The sequence below is a fragment of the Streptomyces sp. NPDC016309 genome, from assembly GCF_043077235.1.
Lineage (GTDB): Bacteria > Actinomycetota > Actinomycetes > Streptomycetales > Streptomycetaceae > Streptomyces.
Genome location: NZ_JBIBSG010000008.1, coordinates 65,080 through 89,516 on the forward strand (window position 1 = coordinate 65,080; position 24,437 = coordinate 89,516).

Annotated in this window: 20 protein-coding genes and 2 pseudogenes; 10 read left to right on the forward strand and 12 right to left on the reverse strand. The window is 74.0% G+C overall.

Features of this window, described 5'->3' with window-relative positions; translation table 11 throughout:
• The first annotated feature begins 54 nt into the window (after positions 1–54).
• On the forward strand, positions 55–1,308 hold the full coding sequence (locus tag ACF068_RS20865; RefSeq protein ID WP_392275762.1) for a cytochrome P450: 1,254 nt from the start codon (positions 55–57) through the stop codon (positions 1,306–1,308).
• 162 nt (positions 1,309–1,470) lie between these two features.
• Entirely contained in the window at positions 1,471–2,418 is a 948-nt protein-coding gene (locus tag ACF068_RS20870; RefSeq protein ID WP_392275763.1) for an esterase/lipase family protein, read from the forward strand.
• A gap of 61 nt (positions 2,419–2,479) precedes the next feature.
• On the opposite strand, the gene ACF068_RS20875 is transcribed toward ACF068_RS20870, so the two are convergent.
• The 4 genes from ACF068_RS20875 to ACF068_RS20890 form a co-directional block, all read right to left on the reverse strand.
• Positions 2,480–3,523: a lytic polysaccharide monooxygenase gene (locus tag ACF068_RS20875; RefSeq protein ID WP_392275764.1), complete on the reverse strand. Its 1,044-nt coding sequence runs from the start codon at positions 3,521–3,523 to the stop codon at positions 2,480–2,482.
• Between the two features lie 281 nt (positions 3,524–3,804).
• Positions 3,805–4,389: a hypothetical protein gene (locus ACF068_RS20880; RefSeq protein ID WP_392275765.1), complete on the reverse strand. Its 585-nt coding sequence runs from the start codon at positions 4,387–4,389 to the stop codon at positions 3,805–3,807.
• Between the two features lie 80 nt (positions 4,390–4,469).
• Entirely contained in the window at positions 4,470–4,970 is a 501-nt protein-coding gene (locus ACF068_RS20885) for a DUF402 domain-containing protein (RefSeq protein ID WP_392275766.1), read from the reverse strand.
• Positions 4,951–5,874, reverse strand: coding sequence for a GNAT family N-acetyltransferase (locus ACF068_RS20890; RefSeq protein ID WP_392275767.1), 924 nt, complete (start codon positions 5,872–5,874; stop codon positions 4,951–4,953). Before ACF068_RS20890 ends, ACF068_RS20885 begins: the two co-directional genes overlap by 20 nt.
• 72 nt (positions 5,875–5,946) lie before the next feature.
• On the opposite strand from ACF068_RS20890, the gene ACF068_RS20895 reads away from it, so the two are divergent.
• On the forward strand, positions 5,947–6,321 hold the full coding sequence (locus tag ACF068_RS20895) for a GntR family transcriptional regulator (protein WP_392275768.1): 375 nt from the start codon (positions 5,947–5,949) through the stop codon (positions 6,319–6,321).
• Between the two features lie 80 nt (positions 6,322–6,401).
• Here the strand turns inward: ACF068_RS20895 and ACF068_RS20900 are convergent, their stop codons facing one another.
• The 4 genes and pseudogenes from ACF068_RS20900 to ACF068_RS20915 form a co-directional block, all read right to left on the reverse strand.
• The gene (locus tag ACF068_RS20900) at positions 6,402–7,496 is read right to left on the reverse strand and encodes a DUF5925 domain-containing protein (protein WP_392275769.1); all 1,095 of its coding nucleotides are present in this window, start codon (positions 7,494–7,496) and stop codon (positions 6,402–6,404) included.
• A gap of 76 nt (positions 7,497–7,572) precedes the next feature.
• Complete coding sequence (locus ACF068_RS20905; protein WP_392276052.1) at positions 7,573–8,376, reverse strand: polysaccharide deacetylase family protein; 804 nt, start codon at positions 8,374–8,376, stop codon at positions 7,573–7,575.
• A 12-nt stretch (positions 8,377–8,388) separates the two neighbouring features.
• A pseudogene (locus ACF068_RS20910) lies at positions 8,389–9,339 on the reverse strand (glycosyltransferase family 2 protein); the annotation flags it as partial.
• Complete coding sequence (locus tag ACF068_RS20915; RefSeq protein ID WP_392275770.1) at positions 9,336–10,166, reverse strand: glycosyltransferase family 2 protein; 831 nt, start codon at positions 10,164–10,166, stop codon at positions 9,336–9,338. The gene ACF068_RS20915 and the pseudogene ACF068_RS20910, both read right to left, overlap by 4 nt.
• 808 nt (positions 10,167–10,974) lie before the next feature.
• Here ACF068_RS20915 and ACF068_RS20920 point away from each other — a divergent pair.
• Together ACF068_RS20920 and ACF068_RS20925 are read left to right on the forward strand one after the other, a co-directional pair.
• Positions 10,975–11,784, forward strand: a complete 810-nt coding sequence (locus ACF068_RS20920; RefSeq protein WP_392275771.1) for an SGNH/GDSL hydrolase family protein — start codon at positions 10,975–10,977, stop codon at positions 11,782–11,784.
• Positions 11,785–12,076: 292 nt separating this feature from the next.
• Positions 12,077–12,340, forward strand: coding sequence for a hypothetical protein (locus ACF068_RS20925; RefSeq protein WP_392275772.1), 264 nt, complete (start codon positions 12,077–12,079; stop codon positions 12,338–12,340).
• Positions 12,341–12,476: 136 nt separating this feature from the next.
• Here the strand turns inward: ACF068_RS20925 and ACF068_RS20930 are convergent, their stop codons facing one another.
• The 4 genes and pseudogenes from ACF068_RS20930 to hmgA all read right to left on the reverse strand — a co-directional run bounded on the left by ACF068_RS20930 (position 12,477) and on the right by hmgA (position 17,061).
• Complete coding sequence (locus ACF068_RS20930; RefSeq protein ID WP_392275773.1) at positions 12,477–13,673, reverse strand: CaiB/BaiF CoA transferase family protein; 1,197 nt, start codon at positions 13,671–13,673, stop codon at positions 12,477–12,479.
• A gap of 90 nt (positions 13,674–13,763) precedes the next feature.
• Positions 13,764–14,962, reverse strand: a pseudogene (locus tag ACF068_RS20935) (type ISP restriction/modification enzyme).
• Between the two features lie 14 nt (positions 14,963–14,976).
• The gene (locus tag ACF068_RS20940; RefSeq protein WP_392275774.1) at positions 14,977–15,726 is read right to left on the reverse strand and encodes a GntR family transcriptional regulator; all 750 of its coding nucleotides are present in this window, start codon (positions 15,724–15,726) and stop codon (positions 14,977–14,979) included.
• Between the two features lie 12 nt (positions 15,727–15,738).
• Positions 15,739–17,061: a homogentisate 1,2-dioxygenase gene (gene hmgA, locus ACF068_RS20945; protein WP_392275775.1), complete on the reverse strand. Its 1,323-nt coding sequence runs from the start codon at positions 17,059–17,061 to the stop codon at positions 15,739–15,741.
• Positions 17,062–17,387: 326 nt separating this feature from the next.
• Here hmgA and ACF068_RS20950 point away from each other — a divergent pair, with 326 nt between their 5' ends.
• The 5 genes from ACF068_RS20950 to ACF068_RS20970 all read left to right on the forward strand — a co-directional run bounded on the left by ACF068_RS20950 (position 17,388) and on the right by ACF068_RS20970 (position 24,417).
• Entirely contained in the window at positions 17,388–19,595 is a 2,208-nt protein-coding gene (locus ACF068_RS20950; RefSeq protein WP_392275776.1) for a molybdopterin oxidoreductase family protein, read from the forward strand.
• A gap of 120 nt (positions 19,596–19,715) precedes the next feature.
• The gene (locus ACF068_RS20955) at positions 19,716–21,098 is read left to right on the forward strand and encodes a CitMHS family transporter (RefSeq protein WP_392275777.1); all 1,383 of its coding nucleotides are present in this window, start codon (positions 19,716–19,718) and stop codon (positions 21,096–21,098) included.
• Complete coding sequence (locus ACF068_RS20960) at positions 21,098–22,330, forward strand: MFS transporter (protein WP_392275778.1); 1,233 nt, start codon at positions 21,098–21,100, stop codon at positions 22,328–22,330. Before ACF068_RS20955 ends, ACF068_RS20960 begins: the two co-directional genes overlap by 1 nt.
• A gap of 120 nt (positions 22,331–22,450) precedes the next feature.
• Positions 22,451–22,918, forward strand: coding sequence for a DUF3574 domain-containing protein (locus tag ACF068_RS20965; RefSeq protein ID WP_392275779.1), 468 nt, complete (start codon positions 22,451–22,453; stop codon positions 22,916–22,918).
• Positions 22,919–23,022: 104 nt separating this feature from the next.
• On the forward strand, positions 23,023–24,417 hold the full coding sequence (locus ACF068_RS20970) for an aldehyde dehydrogenase family protein (protein ID WP_392275780.1): 1,395 nt from the start codon (positions 23,023–23,025) through the stop codon (positions 24,415–24,417).
• Positions 24,418–24,437: the final 20 nt, after the last annotated feature.

Sequence of the window (24,437 nt, forward strand, 5' to 3'; positions counted from 1 at the left end):
GGCCTGGGAGTGCACGGAACGGTTGTCTGCCGGAAGATGCGGCATATGTGGAATATGCCCCTGAAGCAGTCACCCGCGTCGAGTGGCCGGCCACATCCGCCCACATGGCCGGACGCCGTCGGCTGTCCCTTCGACTTCAGCGAGGCCCTCGATTTCGACCCGGTGCTCGCTGACCTCATGGCCAGGGGGCCGGTGAGCCGCGTCCGGCTGCCCTACGGCGACGCCGACGCCTGGCTGGTGACCAGCTTCGACGGGGTACGGCGGGTGACCACCGACCCCCGGTTCAGCCGCGCGGCCATCGTCGGCCGGGACTATCCGCGGCTGACGCCGGAGCCCATCGTGTCGCCGGAGTCGGTCAACGTGCTGGACCCGCCGCACAGCGGCCGCCTGCGCCGCGTCGCCGCGCGGGCGTTCACCAAGCGGAACGTCGAGCGCATGCGGCCGGCCATCGAGCGGGTGGCCCACCGGCTGCTGGACGGGATGGCCGAGCACGGCCCGCCGGCCGACCTGGCCCACCACCTCTCCACCCGGCTGCCGCACCACACCATCTGCGAGCTGCTCGGCGTGGCCCCGGCCGACCGGCCGCTGCTGCTGCGCCGGACGCACGAGATGCTGGCCACCGCCCCGGAGGCCCGGCGGACGGCGGCGGACGCCAAGCGGTTCCTGCGCGACCACTTCACCGACCTGGTGGCCCGGCGGCGGAGGGCCCCGGGGGACGACCTCATCAGCGCCATGGCGACCGCGCACGCCGGTGACGGTGAACGGCCCCTGGACGACCGCGAACTGGCGGTCCTGGCGGTGACCCTGATCCTGAGCGGCAACGACACGGCCACCTGCCAGATCAGCAACATCGTCTACACCCTGCTCACCCGCCCCGGCCGGTGGGAGGAGCTGGTGCGCGACCCCGCGCGGCTGCCCGGGACGCTGGACGAGCTGCTGCGTCTCATCCCGTTCCGCAAGGGCGTCGGCATCCCGCGCGTCGCGCTGGAGGACGTGGAGGTGGAGGGCGTCCTCATCCGCGCGGGCGACTTCGTCCATGTGTCGTACCTCGCGGCCAACCGGGACCCCTCGGTGTTCCGCGACCCCCATGAGCTGGACCCGGACCGGCCGGCCCACCCCCACATGACCTTCGGCTGGGGCGGCCACCACTGCGTGGCCGCGCCCCTGGCGCTGGCGGAGCTGCGGGTGGCGGTCGGGGCCCTGGCCGAACGGTTCCCCCGACTGCGGCTCGCGGTCCCGGCGCGACAGGTGCGGTGGGACACGGAGACGATCCGGCGCTTCCCGCTGCGGCTGCCGGTGAGGTGGTAGGACGTCAGTTTTTACCGACGCGTAACTTCCTTGTTGCCGCTACCCGTGCGTAGCTTGGCATGAGCACGGCATAACTGCCGTGCCTCCCCACCAGTGGTCCGGGCCACAGGGCGTACCGCCATCGCCCCATCCCCATTCCTTGAGCCGCGAGGAGACCACTCGATGCTGCCCTCACGCCCGCCCTTCCGCAGACACGCCCGCGCCGCCACCCGCACCCCCTCACCCGGGTCCGCCCGCACCCCGTCACGCGGCACCTCGCGCCTGCGCCGCGCGCTCAGGGCCTCCGCCGTCCTGCTGCTCGCCGTCGCCGCGACCCTCGCGCCCGCCTCCGCCGCCCAGGCCTCGGCCCCCAGCAGCGGCTGGAACGACTACACCTGCCGGCCGTCGGCCGCCCACCCCCGCCCGGTCGTCCTCGTCCACGGCACCTTCGGCAACTCCGTCGACAACTGGCTCTCCCTCGCCCCCTACCTGGTCCGGCGCGGCTACTGCGTCTTCTCCCTCGACTACGGCCAACTGCCGGGCGTGCCGTTCTTCCACGGCCTCGGCCCCATCGCCGCGTCCGCCGGACAGCTCGACACCTACGTCGACCAGGTCCTCGCCGCCACCGGCGCCGCCGAGGTGGACCTCGTCGGCCACTCCCAGGGCGGCATGATGCCGCGCCACTACCTCAAGTTCCTCGGCGGCGCCGACAAGGTGAACGCCCTGGTCGGCATCGCCCCCGACAACCACGGCACCACGCTCCTCGGCCTGGCCGAACTGCTGCCGTACTTCCCCGGCGCGGCCGACCTGCTGAGCGCCAAGACCCCCGGCCTCGCCGACCAGGTGGCCGGCTCCCCGTTCCTCCAGAAGCTCAACGAGGGCGGCGACACCGTGCCCGGCGTCCGCTACACCGTCATCGCCACCAAGTACGAGGAGGTCGTCACCCCGTACCGCTCCCAGTTCCTCGACGGGCCGGGCGTCCGCAACGTCCTGCTCCAGGACCTGTGCCCGCTGGACTTCTCCGAGCACGTGGCCATCGGCCTGCTCGACCGCATCGCGTACCACGAGGTCGTCAACGCCCTGGACCCGGCGCACGCGACGCCCACCACCTGCGCGTCCGTCGTCGGCTGACGCAACGACGCGAAGGGGCCCGTCCGGATCCGGACGGGCCCCTCCCGCATGCGACCGGTCGTCAGCGCGTGGACCTGCGGCGGGCGCTGCCGAACAGCACGGCGGCACCCACCGCGAGGACGGCCGCGCCACCGGCGGCCAGGTACGGGGTCGCACCGCTGCCGCCGGTCTCGGCGAGGTCGGCCCCGCTCGCGGCGGCGGCGACGGGCGAAGGGGTCCCGGCGCCCTGGGCCTGGAGCGTGCCGGCCTGCTCGGCCTGGGCGGTCGCGTCCGCCTGCTCGGGCCGCCCGGACTCCTGGGCGGTGGAGCCCGCCGGGCTCGCGGGCGCCGCGGGGCTCGCGCCGTGGTCGTCGCCGCCGTGCCCGCCGTGGTCGACCGTCGACTTGTCCGTACCCTGCTCGATCTGCTCGTCGGAGGGTGCCGACGCGACCGGCGCGGGAGCGCCGCCCGTCTGCCCGTCGTCCTTGCCGAACACCACGTCGGAGCAGGTGTAGAACGCCTCGGGCGAGTCGGAGCGCTGCCATATCGAGTAGATCAGGTGCCGGCCGGACCGGGCCGGGACGGTGCCGTCGAACACGTACGCACCGCTCTCCAGCCGGGGGTTGGTCACCTTGGCGAACGGCTTCGCCTCCAGGTCCGACCACTTCAGCGGCTTGGCCGGGTCGTAGCCGTCCTTGGTGATGTACAGCTCGAAGGACCCCTTGTGCGGGGCGGTCGCCTTGTACCGGAAGGTGTGGCCGCCGGCGGCCAGCTTCGACGAGGGCCAGTCGCCCCGGGGCAGGTCGAGCCCCTTGTACTTGTCGCGGTTGGCGCTGCACAGCTTGCCGTCCGGGATCAACTTCCGGTGCTGGCCCGCCGCGTTGGCGATGTTGACCTCGTTCCAGTCGTAGAACGCCTGCGGACCGCTCGCCGCCAGCGCCGCCTTGCAGGCCGCCGAGTCCGGGCTCTCCGGCCCCTCCGCGTAACAGGCGGACACCCGGCTGACCGGATCGGTCATCGTTCCGTGCGCCATGGCCGGCGACGCGGCCGGTCCCGCGAGCGTGAACGGCGCGAGGCCCAGGACGACGGCGGCGGCTGCCGGCTTGCTGAGGCGGCGATCAGTCACGATGACGTTCTCCTTCGAGGGGACGAACAGATGTGGGGGGTTACGGACCCGGGCCCGGACGGGCGGCGCAGCCCCCCGGCTTCGGCACCGACGGTCCGGACCAGCTCCGGTGATCGCCAAACTAGCCCCTGGAAACGCCTGGTCCGGCCCCTGCGAGCGGCTGATGAGGATCCTTATGCTCCGCTTAAGGCGATGCTAAGAAGACGCTCAGGTAGCCGCTCGGCAGCCGCCCGCCCGGCCGCTCGGCTCGCCGGGCGCGCCGGCCCCCCGCTCCGCACGCCCTAGTCGTCGTCGACGCCCAGGTCGGCGCGCATGGAACGCTTCATCTCCCGCAGGTGCGGCCAGACCCCCCGGTGGAACTCGTCCTCCAGGCCCGCCAGTTCGCCGGGGTGGGCGGCGGGCGCCGCACCGTACTGCCGGAGCGTGCCGTACGCGGCGTTCAGACGCGACTTGGCCGTGCTGCACGTGCGCAACACCGCCTCCGGGACCACCATCTGGGCCTCCGCGTAACTGTCCCGGAAGGCCAGCCTGCTCGCCTCCAGATCCGCCAGGGACACCTCGGCGTCCTCGCCGCGCCGCAGGGCGTGCAGATGGCTGGTCATCGACGTCAGGAACTGGCGCGCGGCGGTGTTCAGCGCGATGTAACAGGCGCGCCGCCGCTCCAGGTTCTCGCGCCGGCGCTGCTCGGCCAGCTCCACCCGGCGCAGCTCCTCGGCGTGCTCGCGCTCCTCGCGACGCTGCTCGGCCGCCGCGCGCAACTCCATCCGCTTGGTGCGGTCCGCGCGGTTCTGCGTGAGCAGCGCGGCCCCCAGAGTTCCCGCCACGCCCACGACGGCGACCAACAACCCCGCCCAACCGGCGCCCATGTACGTCCCTTCATGCCCCGCGGAAGACCTCCGCCCCCACGGTAGGCGCCCCGCCGGAGGCCGTGCGCCCGCGTCGTCCCCTACCGCGAGCCGGGCTCCAGGCCGCCCGGCAGGCCACCCGTCCGGGCCAGGGCCTCCAGCGCGTCCAGGGCGGCGAGCGCGGCGGCCGCTGCGGCGGGGTCCCGCTCGGCCAGGCCGCTCGCGGCGAACTCGTCCTCGTCCAGCCGCAGCACCTCGCTGCCGTCCGCCGACACCCACAGGTCCAGGTCGAGGTCCTCCACGACCACCTCACCCAGGGCGGCGTCGACCACGGCCGGCCGGGTGACGTCGCAGTACCAGCCCTTCAGGGAGCCGTCCCCCGAGCGGACCTCCTTCACCGCGTACCACCGGTCGCGCCAGTAGTGCTCGGTGAAGACGTCACCCGGTTCGAAGCGTACGAACCCGAAGTCCCGCGTCCCGTCCACCGCCCACGGGGCGCGCACGGTGAGACGGGATCCGGCCTCGCCGACCACCACCGCCGGATACACGATCTTCGTCCGCCCCGCCTTGACGAGGCGGACGTCAACCGAGCGCGCGGACATGCCGGACCTCCGTCGCGCAGACCCGGTAGCCGAACCACTCGTTGATCGCCAGCATCGGCCCGTTCTCCGCGTCGTTGTTGGTGAACGCGTCCGTGTATCCGGCCGCCCGGGCGCGGCGCAGCGAGTCCGTCTTGGCGAGCTTCGCGAGCCCCCGGCCCCGGTGCGCGCGCAGCGTGCCGGTCATGCCCGAGTGGTAGCGGGTCTCCCCGTCGGTGTGGGCGGCGGTGAACGCGGCCACCTCGCCGTCCACCGTCACCACCGTGGTCAGGTCGCGGTCGAGCAGGGGGTGGTTCCAGGTGCCGGCGAGCCAGTCCTCGTAGTCGTCCAGGTCGGCACCGATGTCGCTGGGCTCGTCCGCCGTCACCTCCGCGTCCGCCTCGAACAGCGGGCGCGGGTCGTCGGCGTACGCGGCGGCGGTGCGCAGCTCGACACCGGGTGGCAGCTCCCCGGGCAGCTCCGGCAGGGTGCCGCCCGCCAGGTCCAGCCGCAGGAAGTGCGCGGGACGGGTCGGCCGGTAGCCGCGCTTCCCGGCGAACGACCGGCAGTCCGGCTCGTCCAGCACCCAGGCGTACACGCTCCGCGCCCCCTCGGCCGCCAGGTGCTCCTCGGCGGTGCGCAACAGCAGGCCGCCCGCCCCGTGCCCGCGGTGCGCGGGGTGCACCTGGGGGTTGGCGTACGACAGCCCGGGGGTGCCGGATTCGTACGCCAGGCCGATCTGGGCCGTGCCGACGACCTCGCCGTCCTCCTCCGCCACCAGCAGCCGGTACCTCGCCGCCGGGTTCGCCGACGCCACGCGGAAGAGCACCGCCTTCGGCGTCGTCACCTCGAAGGGCAGCGCGGCCCGTCTCACCCTGGTCACGGCCTCGGCGTCGGCCGGCCGGAAGTCACGCACGATCGTGGTCATGGAGCGGCACGGTACGCGCGCGGCCACGGCGGCCGCCTCCCAATTACGCCCGCGTACGGGACAATCGTGCCCGTGACCCTGAAGATCGCCATCGACGCGGACTCCCCGACCGCCCCGTACGAACAACTGCGCGCCCAGATCTCCGAGCAGGCCCGCTCGGGCAAGCTGCCCGTCGGCCACAAACTGCCCACCGTCCGGGGCCTCGCGGAGGAACTCGGCCTCGCCGCGAACACGGTCGCCAAGGCCTACCGGGTGCTGGAGACGGACGGGGTGATCGAGACGCGCGGCCGGGCCGGCACGTTCGTCGCCGCCGCCGGTGACGCCGCCGCCCGCCAGGTGGCCGCCGCGGCCGCCGCGTACGCCGCGGAGGCCCACCGGCTGGGCCTGACCCGCGCCGACGCCGAAGCGGCCGTGGCGGACGCGCTCCGGGCGGTGTACGAGCGGTAGCGGTTCCGCGCGCACCCGCGGTACGCGCATCCCGCACTGCCCGCGGTACGCGCACCCCGCGGTAGGCGCCCGCCCGCTCGCTACAGGTACAGCCCCGCGTCCGCGCCGCGCGCCTGGTCCGGGATGGCCGCCGGGCCGGTGCCGCGCCGCAGCGCGTAGAGCTCCGCCAGCGTCGCCCCGTCCCGGCCGACGCCCTCCTCGGTGCCGAGCCACGTCACCGCCTCCGGGCGGGTCAGCGGGCCGACCTCGATCCGGGCCAGGCAGCGGCCCGGGCGGACCACGGCCGGGTGCAGCCGCTCCAGGTCCTCGTTGGTGGTGACGCCCACCAGCACGTTGCGGCCCTGGCCCAGCAGCCCGTCCGTCAGGTTCAGCAGCCGGGACAGGGCCTGGCCGGCGGTGTGCCGGGCCTCGCCGCGGATCAGCTCGTCGCAGTCCTCCAGCAGCAGCAGCCGCCACCGGCCGTTCCCGGTGCCCTCGTCCTCGCCGATGGCGATGTCCATCAGGTACCCGACGTCGTTGAACAGCCGCTCCGGGTCCAGGACGCAGTCGACCTGGCACCAGTCGCGCCAGGACCGGGCCAGGGTGCGCAGCGCGGACGTCTTCCCGGTGCCCGGCGGGCCGTGCAGCAGGAGCAGGCGGCCCGCGATGTCGTCGGGCGTGACCTTCATCAGCCGGTCCATCGCCTCGGCCACCGGCGCCGTGTAGTTGGGCCGGATCTCCTCCCACGTCCCGGCGGTGATCCGGCGGGTGGTGCGGTGCGGGCCGCGGCGCGGCGACACGTACCAGAAGCCCATGGTCACGTTGTCCGGCTGCGGCTCCGGGTCGTCCTTCGCCCCCTCCGTGGCCTGTTTCAGCACCCGTTCGGCCAGGTCGGCGTCGACCGCCGTCACGGTCACGTCGGCGCCCCGGCTCCAGCGGGAGACGAGCAGCGTCCACCCGTCGCCCTCGGCCAGGGTGGCGCTGCGGTCGTCGTCGCGGGCCGTGCGCAGCACCGCGGCGCCCGGTGGGAGCAGGGTCGCGCCGGGCTTGACGCGGTCGATGGACGAGCTGTGCGCGTACGGCTGCTCGCCCGTCGCGAAGCGCCCGAGGAACAGCGCGTCGACGACATCGGCGGGGGAATCGCTGTCGTCGACGGTGAGCCGGATCGGCAGGGCCTCATGCGGGTTGGCGGACATGCGCCCCATGATCCGGCACACCCGCCTTCCCCGCACGGTGTTTACGTGCGTGTTCGGACCAGGACGTCCGCCGCGTTTACGTGCGTGTTCGGACCAGGACGTCCGCCGCCCGCGCGGCGCGCCGGACGAGCGCGTACCCCTTCGTCAGCGCCCGGTCCCGTGCGAAGGCCCGGCCGACCGCCCGGCCCTCCACCAGCCGTTCGAACGCGGCGAGGTCCGTGGTCCGCCGCACGGTCACCCGGCGCAGCGCGTACGGCCCCTGGGAGCGCCGGGCCAGCGCGTTGCCCACGGCCAGCGACTGGGCGAACCCGGCCTCCCGGACCGCGCGGCGCACCCGCCGGCTGGAGTAGCCGTAGGGGTAGGCGAAGGAGACGGGCGCGGTGCCCAGCTCCCGCGCGACGATCTCCCGGCACCGTACGGCCTCGGACCGGAGCCGTTCATCGCCGAGCCGGTCCAGCGGCGGGTGGGTGTGGCTGTGGCCACCGATCTCGGTGCCCGCGGCCGCCAGTTCCCGCACCTGGTCCCAGTCGAGCATGGTGTCCGGTGCGCCGCCCTCGTGGTGCGCGCCGCGCAGCCAGCCGGTCGACACGAACAGCGTGGCGGCGAAGCCGTGCGCGGCGAGGACCGGCAGGGCGTGCCGGTGCACCCCCTCGTACCCGTCGTCGAAGGTGACCAGCACCGGCCGGGCCGGCAGCGGCGCCCCGGTCCGCCAGGCGGCGCCGAGCCGCGCGGTGGTGACCGGGGTGAACCCGCGTTCGCCGAGCAGCCCCATCTGCTCGGCGAACGCCTCCGGTGACACGCTCAGCCGGTACGCGGCCCTCGCGGGCCGGTGCCCCACCGCGTGGTACATCAGGATCGGCACCGCGACCGGGCCGTTCATGCCGTCCCGCGCGGACCCGCACCTCCGGGTGGCCAGTGAGCCCCGTGCGTAGCCGGCCGCCGCCACCGCCGCACCGGTGACGATGGCGCCCGCCCGGCCCGCGCCGCCCGGCCGGGCGAGCACGAAGTCCCGCAGCCCGCGCGCCACTCCGGCGGGCAGCACGCGCGCGGTGTACCGGCGTTCGGTGGCGAGCCCCCGGCCCGCGCCGACGCTCCGGGCGACCAGTGCCTTGGACAGCCCCTCGGCGTAGGCGCGGGCGCGGAAGTAGCGGTACGTCGCACGGGCGGGCGGGACCTTGTGGTGGATCACCGCCCGGTCGTCGATCAGCAGCACGGCGTCCGGTACGGCACGGGCGAGCCGGATGCACAGCTCGGTCTCCTCGCAGCCCAGCGGCCGCGCGTCACCGTCCCGCCCGATGCCGGTGGCGAACCCGCCCGCCGCGTCGAAGGCGCCGCGCCGGAAGGAGGCGTTGCCGCCCAGGACGTTGCGCACGCGGACCCGCCCGGCGGGCAGGCCCCGGTAGGTGCAGCCGACGACCCAGTCGAACTCCTCCGGGAACCAGACCGGGCGCCGGCCCGACACCCAGGCCGGAACGGTCCGCCCGCCGACGGCCCACACCCGGGGGTCGTCGTACGCCGCGTCGAACCACCGCAGCCAGTCCCGGTCGGCGACGGCGTCGTCGTCGAGGAAGGCGACGATGTCACCGCGGGCGGCGGCGATCCCGGTGTTGCGGCCGGCCGACAGGCCGCGGGGGCCCGCGTTGGCCAGCACCCGCACGTCCTCCCCGGCGTCCGCGTACTCCTTGCCCAGCCGCCCCCGCAGCGGCTCGTTGTGGTCCACCACGAGCAGCGTCTCCAGCGCGGGGCGGGACTGGCGGCGTACGGATTCCACGGCCGCCAGGACGTCCTCCCAGCGGTCCTCGGTGTACGCGCAGATCACCACGGAGAAGCGACGCCCCCTCACGACAGCCCCACCCGGGGCGCGCCGGCGGAGGAGCCCGCCGTGCGGCGGCGCCCGGCGCGCCGGACGCCCTTCTCCCGGAGGATCACCCGCAGGACGCGGATGCCGTCGCGCACGGCGTTGAGGTTGCTGACGCCGTGAATGCGCACGTACTCGTGGCTGGGCACCTCCTGGACCCGGAGGCCGGCCTTGACGACCCGGATGTTGATCAGTGTCTCGATCTCGAAGCCGGTGCAGTCCAGGGCGATCTCGTCGAGGCAGTGGCGCCAGAAGGCGTTGTAGCCGTAGCAGAGGTCGGTGTAGCGGGCGCCGAACTTGGCGTTGACGGCGGCGCACAGCAGGCGGTTGCCGAGCTTGCGGACCGGCGTCATGTCGTCGGTGCCGCCGCCGTTGGCGAAGCGGGAGCCCTTGGCGAAGTCGGCGCCGCCGACCAGGGCGGAGACGTACGACACGATCTCCTGGCCGTCGGCCGAGCCGTCGGCGTCGACCATCACGATGATGTCGCCGGTGCAGGCGGCGAAGCCGCTGATGAGGGCGTCGCCCTTGCCCTTGCCTGCCTGTTCCACCACCTTCACGTCCGGCCGCAACCCCCGGGCGACGCCGACCGTGTCGTCGGTGGAATTCCCGTCGACGAGGACCACTTCGTGAATCCAGTCGGGCAGGGTCTTGAACACGTACGGAAGGTTCTCCGCCTCATTCATCGCGGGAATCACCACACTCACCGGCGGTGTGATGGCCAGGTGCGAGGTGATCGCCCGGTACTGGGCGGCTATTCGGCCGTCGTCGGATTCGACGGCATCGCCGGCGGCCGGGTGCAGGAAAGAGCTCATGGGTCATTTCCCTCTCGTCCGGTGGACCGCCCACCCCCGGGCGGTCCGGCTGTGTATCCGGTTCGAAAGGGGGGTTGTCGCCCACGCGTCCCACGGCGGAGCGGATCTCCGTAGAGGACGGGTGAACTGGCAGTTCCGGCCGTGCGCGGTACGCGCCTCGGCACGGGAAACGACACCGGGCACGGCACCCCCCTACCGCGCCCCGCCCCCGTTCCCTCGCGGCGCTCGAGCCCTCCCCTTGAGCCGCGTTGCGTGATGGACCGGTGCGGGTGGATGTACGACGGTATTGATAATGGCGACTGTATGGCAAGACCTGGACAGCGGCTCACCTTTTTGCTTCTTTGGCCGTACTTTGACGGACTGCGACAAAGACGCTCGTGGGCGCGACCGGTTCCCGGGAATGGAGCGGAAACAATCCTTCCGGGTATACGAGGGAATTGGGGCGGGAGGTGTGCCTGGGAAACCGAATTCCCCCCGCGTCACGCGCGTATGTCAGTGGCCCGGCGCCCCCCGAAGGCCGGCCGTGACCGCACCCCGGCGCGCGGCACCCGGCGCGCGGCACCCGGCAACCGGCGCGTGGCACCAGGCGCCCGGCCCCCGGTGCCGTCGCATCGGACGGCGGGGGAGGTTGACACCTCATCGAAAAAGACTCCGCACGGGTGAGTTGCCCCCAAAGTTGCGGATATCGGCCCTCAAGGCCGAGCAGACTTTGACTCGACGTCACCTGCGCGCCACGCCCGGCTATTGGCATGGACACTGCATCCTGCTACGAACTTTTTAGGCAGAAATCCTGCCTAAGGGAGGTTCCATGAAACTGTCCCGAGCCGCGGCCTTCTCCACCTCGCTCCTCCTCGGTATCGTCCTCGCCCTCACCGGGGCGGGGGCGGCGCGAGCCGACTCGTCGGCCGCGGCCCTCGACTACGTGGCCCTCGGCGACTCGTACTCCTCCGGAGTCGGCGCCGGCAGCTACGACAGCTCCAGTGGCAACTGCAAGCGCAGCACCCGTGCCTTCCCGGCCCTGTGGGCCGCCGCCAACTCCCCCTCGTCGTTCGCGTTCACCGCCTGCTCCGGTGCCCGCACCAACGATGTGACGGCAAGTCAGCTCGGCCCCCTGTCCTCCGCCACCGACCTCGTCTCCCTCACCATCGGCGGCAACGACGCCGGCTTCGCCGACGTCATGACCACCTGCGTCCTCCAGTCCGAGGCCACCTGCATCGCCCGCGTCAACGAGGCGAAGAACTACGTCGACACGACCCTGCCGGGCCGTCTCGACTCGGTCTACTCCGCGATCAGGACGAAGGCCCCCTCGGCACGGGTCGTCGTCATCGGCTACCCCCGCTTCTACCAGCTCGGCGGGAGCTGTCTCGCCGGTCTCACCGAGAACGAGCGCCGCGCCATCAACAGCGGCGCCGACCACCTCAACGCGGCGACGGCCAAGCGCGCCGCCGACCACGGGTACGCCTGGGCCGACGTCACCGCGGCCTTCACCGGCCACGAGATCTGCTCGGGCGCGTCCTGGCTGCACAGCGTGAACTGGCTCAACATCGGCGAGTCCTACCACCCCACGGCCGCCGGGCAGTCCGGCGGTTACCTCCCCACCTTCAGGGCGGCGCTGTAAGGAGCGCGACCGGTGACCGGGCCCGCCCGCCGGCCCCGTGCCCACGAAGTCGGTAACGCCCCGTCACCACTGGGGCGCTGACCGGCCCTTCGGTCACGGGGCCGCGGGCCGGCCCGGTCCTGCCCCAGGCGGAAAGCCATCCAACTCGCGCTGATACCAGCCGCATTCGGAGGGTAGTCGTCAACCGTCGTACATGTGTGGTGAATCGCTCCACCGGGATACACGGGTGTGATGCGGGGACGATAGGGTTAATCTGCAGCGGCCGGGTGCCCTCGTACGGGTGGGGAGTGACATGGAACAGATAACGGTGCGCAGCAGGCCTCGGGTGCCTGCCATCACATGCGGGAGCAGCGCGACCAGCAGGCGCCTCGACCGCCACCTCTCGGTGCTGGGCGGCCCGGCCGTCCCGCAGCGCGAGTCGGCCGAAGCGACCCTGCTCATGCGGGAGTTGACGACGCGTGACATCGCCCACACCCGCACCAGCAAGAGCGCGCGCGTCAGGCTTTTCGCCCCGCTGCGCCGCCTGCGTCGCTCGCTCTTCGGCAACCACGCCTGACGGCTCCCGCACCCGCCGCCCACGCTCCCGCCGCGCCAGGTCGTTCCCCGGCCACGACCACGGCCTGTGACCGTGCGGCGGCCGGGGGCGGGGCCGTGCGGCACCGGCCCCGCGAAGGCCGGGGGCGCCCCGGGCCTCAGGCGACCACGCCCGCCCGCCGCAGCTCCTCACGGCCGTCCGCCGAGAAGCCCAGCTCCCGCAGCACCGCGTCCGTGTGCTCGCCCAGGGCGGGCACCGCGCCCATCCGCGCCTCGGGACCACCCGGCAGGGTGATCGGCGGCAGCATCGCCCGCAACGGCCCGACCTCGGTGCCGACCTCCCGCCACCGGTCCCGCGCCGCGAGCTGCGGGTGGGCCGCCACGTCCGTGACCGTGTTGAGGCGGGCGCACGCGATGCCCGCCGCCTCCAGGCGCTCGATCGCCTCCGCCGTGTCCAGCACGGCCAGCGCCTCCGCCACCACCGCGTCGGTCCTCCCCCGGTGCGCCACCCGGGCCGTGTTGGTCGCGAACGCCGGGTCGTCGCCCAGCTCCGGCCGGTGCAGCACCTGTGCGGCCAGCCGCCGCCACTCGCGGTCGTTCTGCACCGACAGCAGCACCTGGCCCCCGTCGGCGGTCGGGTAGGCGTCGTACGGCGCGATCACGGCGTGCGCCACCCCGGTGCGCGCCGGTGCCTCACCCCCGTGCATCCCGTGGTGCAGGGGATGGCCCATCCACTCGGCCAGCGACTCCAGCATGGAGATCTCCACCGGGCCGCCCCGCCCGGTGGCCGCCCGCCGCAGCAGCGCCGCCAGCACCCCCGAGAAGGCGTACATCGCCGCCGCGATGTCGGCCGCCGGGACGCCCGCCTTGACGGGCTGCGCGGGTGTCCCGGTCACCGACACCAGCCCGGCCTCGCACTGCACGAGCATGTCGTACGCCCGCTTGTGCGCGTACGGGCCGCCCGCTCCGTACCCGGAGATGTCCACCGCGACCAGCCGTTCGTGCGCCGCGCACAGGGTGGCCGCGTCCAGGCCCAGCCGGGCCGCCGCGCCCTGCGCGAGGTTCTGCACGAACACGTCCGCGCCGGCCACGAGCCGGCGGACGACGTCCAGTCCGCGCGGGTCCTTCAGATCCACGGCCACCGACTCCTTGCCCCGGTTGCACCACACGAAGTGCGAGGCCAGACCGCCGGCAGCGGTGTCGTACGCACGGGCGAAGTCACCGCCCCCGGGACGCTCGACCTTGATCACCCGGGCGCCCAGGTCGGCGAGCTGGCGGGTGGCGAACGGCGCGGAGACGGCCTGCTCGACGGCGACGACGGTGATGCCTTCGAGGGGCAGTGGCAGAGTGCTCATGACAGCCGTACCTACCGTGTACGTACCACCTTTGTCACCCCTCGGGGCCGGGCGACGCCCGGTGCGGGGCGGCTCCGGGCGCCTCGGGGGCTACAGCAGGGCGAGCTGGCCCTCGGGGCCCTCCTCGTCCCGGTCCAGGACGGAGGCGGGGCGGCGGGCCGTGCCCGGGGCGGGCAGCACGCCGGCCGTGCGCAGGTCGGTACGGGTGAGCCGCCCGGTGGCGGACAGGTCGGGCCGGAGCGACTCGAGCTGGGCCTGGAGGGCGAGCACGGTGATCAGTTCCAGCAGCTCGGACGTCCACTCTGGGGCCATGCGGCGGGGCGGATCGCCTCCAGGGTGCCCGGCTCGGCGGGGGCGGTGCGGCGGGCGAACCAGAGCTCCAGCACGCGGATCCCGCCCACCCGGTAGTCCCAGGCCTCGGCCGGTACGGGGGCCACCCGGCCGCCGTCGCCGACCAGCAGGGCCTCGGTCTCCGCGTCGTACGCCAGGCCGCGCGGGCGCGCCGGGAGCGCGGCGCGCACGTAGGGGCGGCGGCCGCCGGGCAGGCGCGGGCGCTCACCGCCCCGGGCGCCCCTTAGCTGGACCTCCGCCATCCGGTGGCCCAGCTCCACACCGGACGCCCACACGGCGGGGTCGGCCGGCAGCGGGACGGCGCACCCGGCGGGGGAGGGGCGGGCGGCGGCCAGCGCCCAGGCCAGCACGTCCCCGGGTGCGACCGGGCGGCCGTACCGCGCGCCCAGCAGCTCGGCCAGCCCCGGCGCGAGGTTCGGTTCCCGGCCGCCCGGGCGCCGGTACAGCGGGCGGATGCGGCCGGGCCGCCCCGCCGGGGAGCGGCCGTCCGGCAGCGCGGCGGTCACCAGGAGCGCGGGCCCCGGCGCCCGTGGCACGTACCCCTGCTCCACGGCGAACGACTGCCGCTCGTCCGCCACCCGCCACAGCTCCGGGCGGGCCACGTCCAGCAGCCGGTGGTCCGGCAGCAGCCACTGCTCGTCGAACGGCCCGTGGGCCAGCCGCACCGGCTCCGGGCACGGCCCCGCCTCCCGCGCCAGCCGCCCCGTGCCGGTGCGCTGCCCGGGCAGCGCGGCCACCGAACTGGTGAGCGTCCGCGCCCGGCTGGGCCGGAACAGCGCCTCCCGCTCGCCGTCCCCGGCCGCCGCCAGCGCCGCCCAGCGGGCCCGCAGGGTGCGCACGTCGGGGGCGACCACCCAGGAACGCCCCAGCCGCAGCGGCGCCACGGACCAGGGCATCAGGTCGTCGAGCAGGGGCGCGTCATCCGTCACGGCCCGCATGGTAGTGACCGCGCTCAGTCCGCCTCCACCGTGACGGTGAAGGAGAACCGGTCGCCCCGGTAGCGGATGCGCGCCACGTCCACGACCCGGCCGTCCTCGTCGTAGGTCACGCCCGTGTAGTGCAGGATCGGGGACAGCAGCGGGACCTGGAGCAGTTCGGCCGTCTCCGGGTCCGCGAGCCGGGCCTCCACGGTGTCGGTGATCCGGCTGATCCGCACCCCCACCGCGTCCCGCAGCACCTTCGTCATCGGCCACCGCTCCAGGTCGGCCAGGTCGATCCGGGCCGCGACCTCGGGCCGGACAGCGTTCTCCGCCCAGTTCGTCGGCTCACCGCTCTCGCCGTCGCGGCGCAGCCGCCGGTACACGACCACCTCCGACAGCCCGGGGAAGTGCTCGGCGAGATCGCCCGGCACCTTGTCGCCGCCGTGGCCGAGGATCGTCGTCCGCTCGCCCGACTGCTGGGCCACGATCGCGTCGATCGAACCCAGCAGCCGGCGGGGCGCGCTGCGCCGGGCGCCCGGCTCGATGAAGGTGCCGCGCCGCCGGTGCCGGGTGATGAGCCCCTCCGCCTCCAGCTCCTTGAGCGCCTGCCGCATGGTCAGCACGCTGACCCCGTAGTGGGCGGCGAGCTGCTCCTCGGTGGGCAGCCGCAAGGAGGCGTCCGGCGCGCGCCCGAGTATGGAGGCGCGCAGGGACTGCGAGACCTGGTACCACAACGGGAGCTTGCGGTTCAGGACCAGCGAGTCAGGGGCGAAAGCGGTCACGGGTACTCCGTACTACGGCCGAAAGTGGCGCTCAAGACCCTGCCACACGTCGTCGTACCCGCGCTGCAGGTGGTCGGCGTCCGCCGCCTGGGCGGTGGCCGTGACGGGCCAGCGCGTCTCGAACATGAACGCCAGGCCGTCGTCGATCTTCTGCGGCTTCAGCTCGGCCGCGCTCGCCCTGTCGAACGTCTCCCGGTCGGGGCCGTGGGCCGACATCATGTTGTGCAGCGAGCCGCCGCCGGGGACGAACCCTTCGGCCTTGGCGTCGTACGCGCCCTCGATCAGGCCCATGTACTCGCTCATCACGTTGCGGTGGAAGTACGGCGGGCGGAAGGTGTCCTCGCCGACCAGCCAGCGCGGGGCGAAGACCACGAAGTCGACGCCCGCGAGCCCGGGGGTGTCGGACGGCGAGGTGAGCACCGTGAAGATCGACGGGTCGGGGTGGTCGTAGGAGATCGTCCCGATGACGTTGAAGGTGCGCAGGTCGTAGACGTACGGAACGTGGTTGCCGTGCCAGGCGACGACGTCCAGCGGGGAGTGGCCGTACGTGGCGGTCCACAGGTTCCCGCAGAACTTGTTCACCACCTCCACCTCGCCCTCCACGTCCTCGTAGGCCGCGACCGGGGCGCGGAAGTCCCGCGGGTTGGCCAGGCCGTTGGCGCCGATCGGGCCCAGGTCGGGGAGCTGGAACGGCTGGCCGTAGTTCTCGCACACGTAACCGCGCGCGGTCCCGTCCAGCAGCTCGACGCGGAAGCGCACCCCGCGCGGGACGAGCGCCACCTCGCCGGGGCGGGCGGCGAGCAGGCCCAGCTCGGTGCGGAGCAGCAGTCCGCCGCGCTCGGGGACGATCAGCAGCTCGCCGTCGGAGTCGCTGAAGACACGGTCCATGGACGCGTTGGCGTGGTAGAGGTGCACGGCCATGCCGGTGCGCTGGGCGGCGTCGCCGTTGCCGCCGAGCGTCCACAGGCCGGCCAGCCAGTCCGTGCCGGGCGCCGGCTCGGGGAGCGGGTTCCAGCGCAGCCGGTTGGGGTCGGCGACGGTCTCGGTGAAGGGCGCGGTGCGGATGGCCCCGTTGTCCACGCGGGTGAAGGGCGGGTGCGCGGCCGAGGGGCGGATGCGGTACAGCCACGAGCGGCGGTTGTGGGCGCGCGGCTCGGTGAACGCGGAGCCGCTCAGCTGCTCGGCGTACAGGCCCAGCGGCGCGCGCTGCGGGGAGTTCCGCCCGAGCGGCAGCGCGCCGGGTACGGCCTCCGAACCGTGTTCGTTGCCGAAGCCGGAGGAGTACTCCAGTGCCTCGGCGATCTTCTTCGCCTGCTCGCTGCCGCCATGGGTCATCGCCCGCTCCTCGACCTGCGTGGATGGAATCCTATGTATGACCGTAGGATTCCGTCCGCCGCACGTCAACGGGGGCGGGGCGCGTCTTGGACGATTTCCGGAGCCGTCGGGTTCCGGCGGCGCGGCGGCAGGGACCTGCCCCCAGGGCGGTGCGCTTCCCCGGTGCGCCCAGGTGCGGAGGGGGTGGCAGCTACCGGTACGGGCGGCACGGCCCCGGCTCGGGTCGGGCAGGCCCCGGGAACCCGGCCCCGCGAAACCGTCGCCCGCATGCCTACCGGTCGGTATGCTCGCCGCGAGTGCCCACACGCCGCCCCGGGAGGCCCGCCATGCCCACCGCCCCGCGCATCTGCCCGCTCTGCGAAGCCACCTGCGGGCTCACCCTCACCCTCGACGGCACACGCGTCACCGGCGCGCGCGGCGACCGGGACGACGTCTTCAGCCAGGGGTTCATCTGCCCCAAGGGCGCCTCGTTCGGCGAGCTCGACGCCGACCCGGACCGTCTGCGCACCCCGCTCGTCCGCGACGAGCACGGCACGCTGCGGGAGGCCTCCTGGGACGAGGCGTTCGACCTGATCGCCCGCCGGCTGCCGCCGCTCGTCGAACGGCACGGCGCCGACGCCGTCGGGGTGGTCCTCGGCAACCCCAACGTCCACACCATGGCCGGGGCGCTCTACCCGCCCGTCCTCCTCGGCGCCCTGCGCACCCGCAACCTGTTCACCGCCTCCACGCTCGACCAGATGCCCAAGCACGTCTCCAGCGGGCTGATGTTCGGCGACGCGTTCGCCATCCCCGTACCGGACCTGGACCGCACCGCCCACCTGCTGGTGATCGGCGCCAACCCCCTGGACTCCAACGGCAGTCTGTGCACCGCGCCGGACTTCCCCGGCAAGCTCAAGGCGCTGCGCAAGCGCGGCGGCACCCTCACCGTCGTCGACCCGCGCCGCACCCGCACCGCGCGCCTCGCCGACCGGCACGTCGCGATCCGCCCGGGCACGGACGCGCTGCTGCTCGCCGCCCTCGTGCACGTCTTGTACGAGGAGGGCCTCACCGACCTCGGGGCACTGGCCGGGCACGTCCGGGGGGTCGAGGAAGTCGGTTCCGCCGTACGGGACTTCGCGCCCGAGGCGGTCGCCGGGGCGTGCGACGTGGACGCCGGCACCATCCGGGCCCTGGCCCGCGAGCTGGCGGCGGCCCCGGCGGCGGCCGTGTACGGACGGGTCGGCGGCAGCACCGTCGCGTACGGCACGCTGACCAACTGGCTCGTCGACGTCCTCAACGTCCTGAGCGGCAACCTCGACCGGCCCGGCGGCGCGCTGTTCCCGCTCTCCGCCACCGCGCCGGCGCCCCGCCCGGCGGGCCCCGGCAAGGGCTTCGCGCTGGGCCGCTGGGCGAGCCGGGTGTCCGGGCACCCGGAGGCGAAGGGCGAACTGCCCACGGCCGCGCTGGCGGAGGAGATCGAGACCCCCGGCGAGGGGCGGATCCGGGCGCTCGTCGCCATCGCCGCCAACCCGGTGCTGTCCGCCCCGGACGGCGACCGCCTCGACCGGGCCCTCGCCTCGCTGGACTTCATGGTGAGCGTCGACCCCTACCTCAACGAGACCTCGCGCCACGCGCACGTGGTCCTGCCCCCGCCGCCGCCCTCCCAGAGCGCCCACTTCGACTTCGCGTTCAACGGGTTCGCCGTCCGTAACCAGGTCCGCCACACGCCCGCGCCCGTCCCGCTGGAACCGGGCCGCATGGACGAGTGCGAGATCCACGCCCGGCTGGTCCTGGCCGCGACCGGCATGCACGGCGCCGACCCGTCCGCCGTCGACGACATGGTCATCCGGCGCACCCTCGCCAAGGCCGTCACCGAGCCGCACTCACCCGCCTACGGCCAGGACCCCGAGGAGTACGCGGCCCGGCTCACCGGCCGCACCGGCGCCGAGCGGCGCCTGGACCTGATGCTGCGCCTCGGCCCGTACGGGCTGACGCTCGACCGGCTCCGGGAGCACCCCCACGGCATCGACCTGGGCCCCCTGGAGCCGCGCGTCCCGCAGATCCTGAAGACCCGCAGCGGCCGCGTCGAACTCCTGCCGGACCCCATCGCCGCCGACCTGCCCCGGCTGCGCGCCTTCCTCCACGCCGCCCCGCCCGCCGACGACACGCTGCTCCTCGTCGGCCGGCGTCACCTCCGCTCCAACAACAGCTGGATGCACAACGTCCCCACACTCAACGGCGGCACCAACACCTGCACCCTCCAGGTCCACCCCGACGACGCGGCCCGCCTGGGGCTCACCGACGGCACCCCCGCCCGGGTGAAGGGCGAGGGCGGCGAGCTCCGGGTCCCGGTGGAGGTGACCGACACCGTGCGCCGGGGCGTGGTGAGCCTTCCGCACGGCTGGGGGCACGACCGGCCCGGCACGCGCACGACCGTCGCCTCGACGCGCCCCGGCGTCAACGTCAACCAGCTCCTCGACGGCACCCGGCTCGACCCCCTGTCCGGCACCGCCGTGCTCAACGGCTTCCCCGTACAGGTATCACCGGCGCCATGACCTGGGGTTTTGCTCGTATTGCTCACGCGTCAACACCTTGCTGACGGCAGAACGGGGCACCTAACGTCGTCCGGGCCGCCGCCCCCGGTGGAGTTCAAGGGTGAACGTTAGGTGTCCTCCATGCTGACCATCCTCGGCTTCGGCATGATCGCGACCTTCCTGGTCCTGATCATGCTGAAGAAGATGTCGCCGATCGCGGCGCTCGTCCTCATCCCCGCCCTGTTCTGCGTCCTCGTCGGACAGGGCGCGCACCTCGGCGACTACGTCATCGAAGGCGTGGGCAAGCTCGCGCCCACCGCCGCGATGCTGATGTTCGCCATCGTCTACTTCGGCGTGATGATCGACGTCGGGCTCTTCGATCCGGTCGTCCGGGGCATCCTGCGCTTCTGCAAGGCCGACCCCATGCGGATCGTCGTCGGTACGGCGGTGCTCGCCGCGATCGTCTCGCTCGACGGCGACGGCTCGACCACCTTCATGATCACCGTCTCGGCGATGTACCCGCTCTACAAGCGCCTGGGGATGAGCCCGGTCGTCCTGACCGGTGTCGCCGCCACCGCCAACGGCGTCATGAACACCCTGCCCTGGGGCGGTCCCACCGCCCGCGCGGCCACCGCCCTCAAGCTGGACGCCGGCGACATCTTCGTACCGATGATCCCCGCCCTCGGGGTCGGCCTGGTGTTCGTCTTCGTCCTGGCGTACGTCCTGGGGCGGCGGGAGCGCACCCGCCTGGGGCACCTGAGCCTGGACGGGGCCATGGCGCCGCGGCCGGAGAGCGTGCTGGTCACGGCGGGCGGGGACGCCGAGGGGGGCCGCCCCGCGGGCCCCGCGGCCGGCGGCACCGGACCGGAGCCCGAGGGGGCCTTCCAGGGACTCGACCCCGACCGCCCCACCCTGCGGCCCCGGCTGTACTGGTTCAACGCGGCCCTCACCGTGGTCCTGCTCACCGCCATGATCCTGGAAGTGCTGCCCATCCCGGTGCTCTTCCTGATCGGCGCGGCCCTCGCCCTGACGGTCAACTTCCCGCACATGCCCGACCAGAAGGCCCGCATCGCCGCCCACGCCGACAACGTCCTCAACGTCTCCGGCATGGTCTTCGCCGCCGCCGTCTTCACCGGCGTGCTCACCGGCACCGGCATGGTCGAGCACATGGCCGACTGGCTCGTCGGTGCCGTCCCGGACGCCATGGGCCCGCACATGGCACTGGTCACCGGCCTGCTGAGCCTGCCGCTGACGTACTTCATGTCGAACGACGGCTTCTACTTCGGCGTCCTGCCCGTCCTCGCCGAGGCCGGCGCCGCCCACGGCGTGTCACCGCTGGAGATCGCCCGCGCCTCGCTGGCGGGCCAGGCGCTGCACATGTCCAGCCCGCTCGTGCCCGCCGTCTACGTCCTGGTCGGCATGGCCAAGGTCGAGTTCGGCGACCACACCCGGTTCACCGTGAAGTGGGCCGCGCTCACCTCGCTGGTGGTGCTCGGCGCGGGAATCCTCTTCGGCACCGTCTGATGGAGCGCCGGTACTGGCTGCTGCGCCTCGTCATCGCCTTCGGCTTCGCGCAGGGGGCGGTGTCGATGGCGCGGCCCGCCGTGTCGTACCGCGCCCTGGCCCTGGGCGCCGACGAGCGCGCGGTCGGTGCCGTCGCGGGCGTCTACGCGCTGCTGCCGCTGTTCGCCGCCGTACCCCTGGGGCGCCGGACCGACCGGGGGCGGTGCGGCCCGCTGCTGTCCGCCGGCGTGGTGCTGATAGCCGGCGGGTGCGCGCTGAGCGCGACGGCGGGCACGCTCGGGTGGATGGCCGCGTGGAGCGGGGTCATGGGCCTCGGCCACCTGTGCTTCGTCATCGGCGCCCAGTCCCTGGTGGCCCGCAGGTCCCTCCCGGCCGACCAGGACCGCGACTTCGGGCACTTCACCATCGGCGCGTCGCTGGGCCAGCTCGTGGGGCCGGTCGCCGCGGGCCTGCTGATCTCCGGCCACGACGGCGCCATGGGCCGTACCAGCGCCCTGGCCCTGGCGGTCTCGGCGGGCGTCGCGGCCGTGGCCTTCACGTCCCTGTGGCGCGTCGAGGACCGCGCCGGGACCGGCCACGCGCGCGTGGAGCGGGGCAGGGTCCCGGTGCACCGGATCCTGCGGACGCGGGGCGTCCCGGCCGGCATCTTCATCAGCCTCGCGGTGCTCTCGGCGACCGACGTCCTCACCGCGTACCTGCCGGTGGTGGGGGAGCACCGCGCCATCGCCCCCGCCACCGTGGGACTGCTGCTGAGCCTGCGCGCCGCCGCCACCATCGCCTGCCGGCTGGTCATGACACCGATGATCCGGATGGTCGGCCGTACGGCCCTGCTCACCGGCACCTGCCTGCTCGCCGGGCTGCTGTGCGCCGGGATCGCCCTGCCGCTCCCGGTACCGGTGCTGGCGGTGGTGCTGGTGCTGCTGGGCTTCTGCCTCGGCGTCGGCCAGCCGCTGTCGATGACCACCGTGGTGGGGGCCGCCCCCGCCGGGGCCCGCTCCACGGCCCTCGCCCTGCGCCTGACCGGCAACCGGCTCGGCCAGGTCGCGGCCCCCGCCTCGGCCGGCCTGGTCGCCGGGGTCGCGGGCGTGGCGGCGCCTTTCGTCCTGCTCGGCGTTCTGCTGGTGGCGTCGGCGGGGCTGGGCGTAAGGGCGGGACGCCGGCCCGGCCAGGACGCGGCCCCGCGCCCCCGGGCCGGGCGCCGCGCTGCCCACGAGGGCCGGCAGCGCACCTGACGCCACGGCCCGGGTGCTCCCGGGTCACCGGATCCGGTCGGTTCCGGTGTTTCGGCCGGTCCGGACGGCGGCGGACTGCCAGAGTGATCGCGCTCACGTCCCCGCACGGAAGGGCACGTCATGCCGATCCCGACCACCGCCCGCGCCCGCCTGGCCGTCGCCACGGCGGCCGTCCTGCTCGCGGCCGGCGCCCCCGCCGCGTACGCGGCCCTCGGCGACGACGGGGCGGCCGGCACCGCGGCCGGCAGCGCCCGGGGCGCGGCCTACCGGGAGACGCGGCTGCTCTTCGGGACCGGGCGGCCCGACGGCGGACCGGCCGTCACCGACCGGCAGTTCATGGCGTTCGTCGACCGCGAGGTCACCCCCGCCTTCCCGGAGGGGCTGACCGTGCGGGAGGGGCGGGGGCAGTGGCGGGACGCGAACGGCGGGATCGAGCGGGAGCGCTCGTACGAACTGGTCCTGCTCTACCCGCCGGCGGAGGCGGCCGCCCGCGATCCGCGGATCGAGCGGATCCGCGCCGCGTATGAGCGTACTTTCGGCCAGGAGTCGGTCGCCCGCCTCGATGAGAGGACCACGGCGGACTTCTGATGTGATGTGCTCGGTCCCGCAGCCCCTGGCGTCAGAAAACTACCACCGCTAGTTTGGGGTCGGAAGACCATGGAGAACGGTCCGACGGCCCGGAGGAGAAGCGGATGAAGGCCCACGAGGGGATGTACATCGACGGTGCCTGGCGGCCCGCCGCAGGCACCGACACCATCGCGGTGGTGAACCCGGCGGACGAGCAGGTCATCGCCCACGTCCCGGCCGGCACGGCCGAGGACGTCGACGCGGCGGTCCGGGCCGCCCGGGCGGCCTTCCCCGCCTGGGCCGCCACCCCGCCCGCCGAGCGGGCCGCCCGGCTCACCGCCCTGCGCGACGTGCTCGCCGCGCGCCAGGAGGAGATCGCCGCCACGGTGACGGCCGAGCTCGGCGCGCCGGAGCAGCTCGCCCAGCAGGTGCACGCCGGGCTGCCGGTCCTGATCACCGGCACGTACGCGGAGATGGCCGCGTCGCACCCGTTCGAGGAGAAGGTCGGCAACTCCACCGTCCTGCTCGAACCGATCGGCGTGGTGGGCGCCATCACGCCCTGGAACTACCCGCTCCACCAGGTGGTCGCCAAGGTGGCCCCCGCCCTGGCCGCCGGCTGCACCGTGGTGCTCAAGCCCGCCGAGGACACCCCGCTCACCGCCCAGCTCTTCGCCGAGGCCGTCGAGGAGGCCGGCTTCCCCGCCGGCGTCTTCAACCTGGTCACCGGCCTGGGACCGGTCGCCGGCCAGGCGCTCGCCGAGCACGAGGGGGTGGACATGATCTCCTTCACCGGCTCCACCGCCGTCGGCAAGCGGATGGGCGCGCTCGCGGGCGGAGCCGTCAAGCGGGTCGCCCTGGAACTCGGCGGCAAGTCCCCCAACGTCATCCTGCCCTCCGCCGACCTCGCCAAGGCGGTCCAGGTCGGCCTGGCGAACGCCCTGTCCAACTCCGGCCAGCGGTGCAGCGCGCTGACCCGGGTCCTGGTGCACGAGGACCAGTACGAGGAGGCCGTGTCGATCGCGGCGGAGGCCGTCGCCAAGTTCACCCCCGGCGACCGGCTCGGCCCGATGGTCAACGCCAAGCAGCTCCAGCGTGTCCGCGGCTACATCGAGAAGGGCGTCGAGGAGGGCGCCCGGCTCGTCACGGGCGGCACCGAACCGCCCCTCGACAAGGGCTACTACGTCAGCCCCACCGTCTTCGCCGACGTCACCCCCGAGATGACCATCGCCCGGGAGGAGATCTTCGGCCCGGTCGTCTCGTTCCTCAAGTACGCGGACGAGGAGGACGCCCTCCGGATCGCCAACGACTCCCCGTACGGCCTCGCCGGCGCGGTGTGGGCCGGCGACGAGGCGGAGGCCGTCGCGTTCGCGCGCCGCATGCAGACGGGCCAGGTCGACATCAACGGCGGCCGCTTCAACCCGCTCGCCCCCTTCGGCGGCTACAAGGAGTCCGGTGTCGGGCGCGAGCTCGGCGCGCACGGCCTCACCGAGTACCTCCAGACCAAGTCCCTCCAGTTCTGAGCCGGTCGACGCACCGGGAG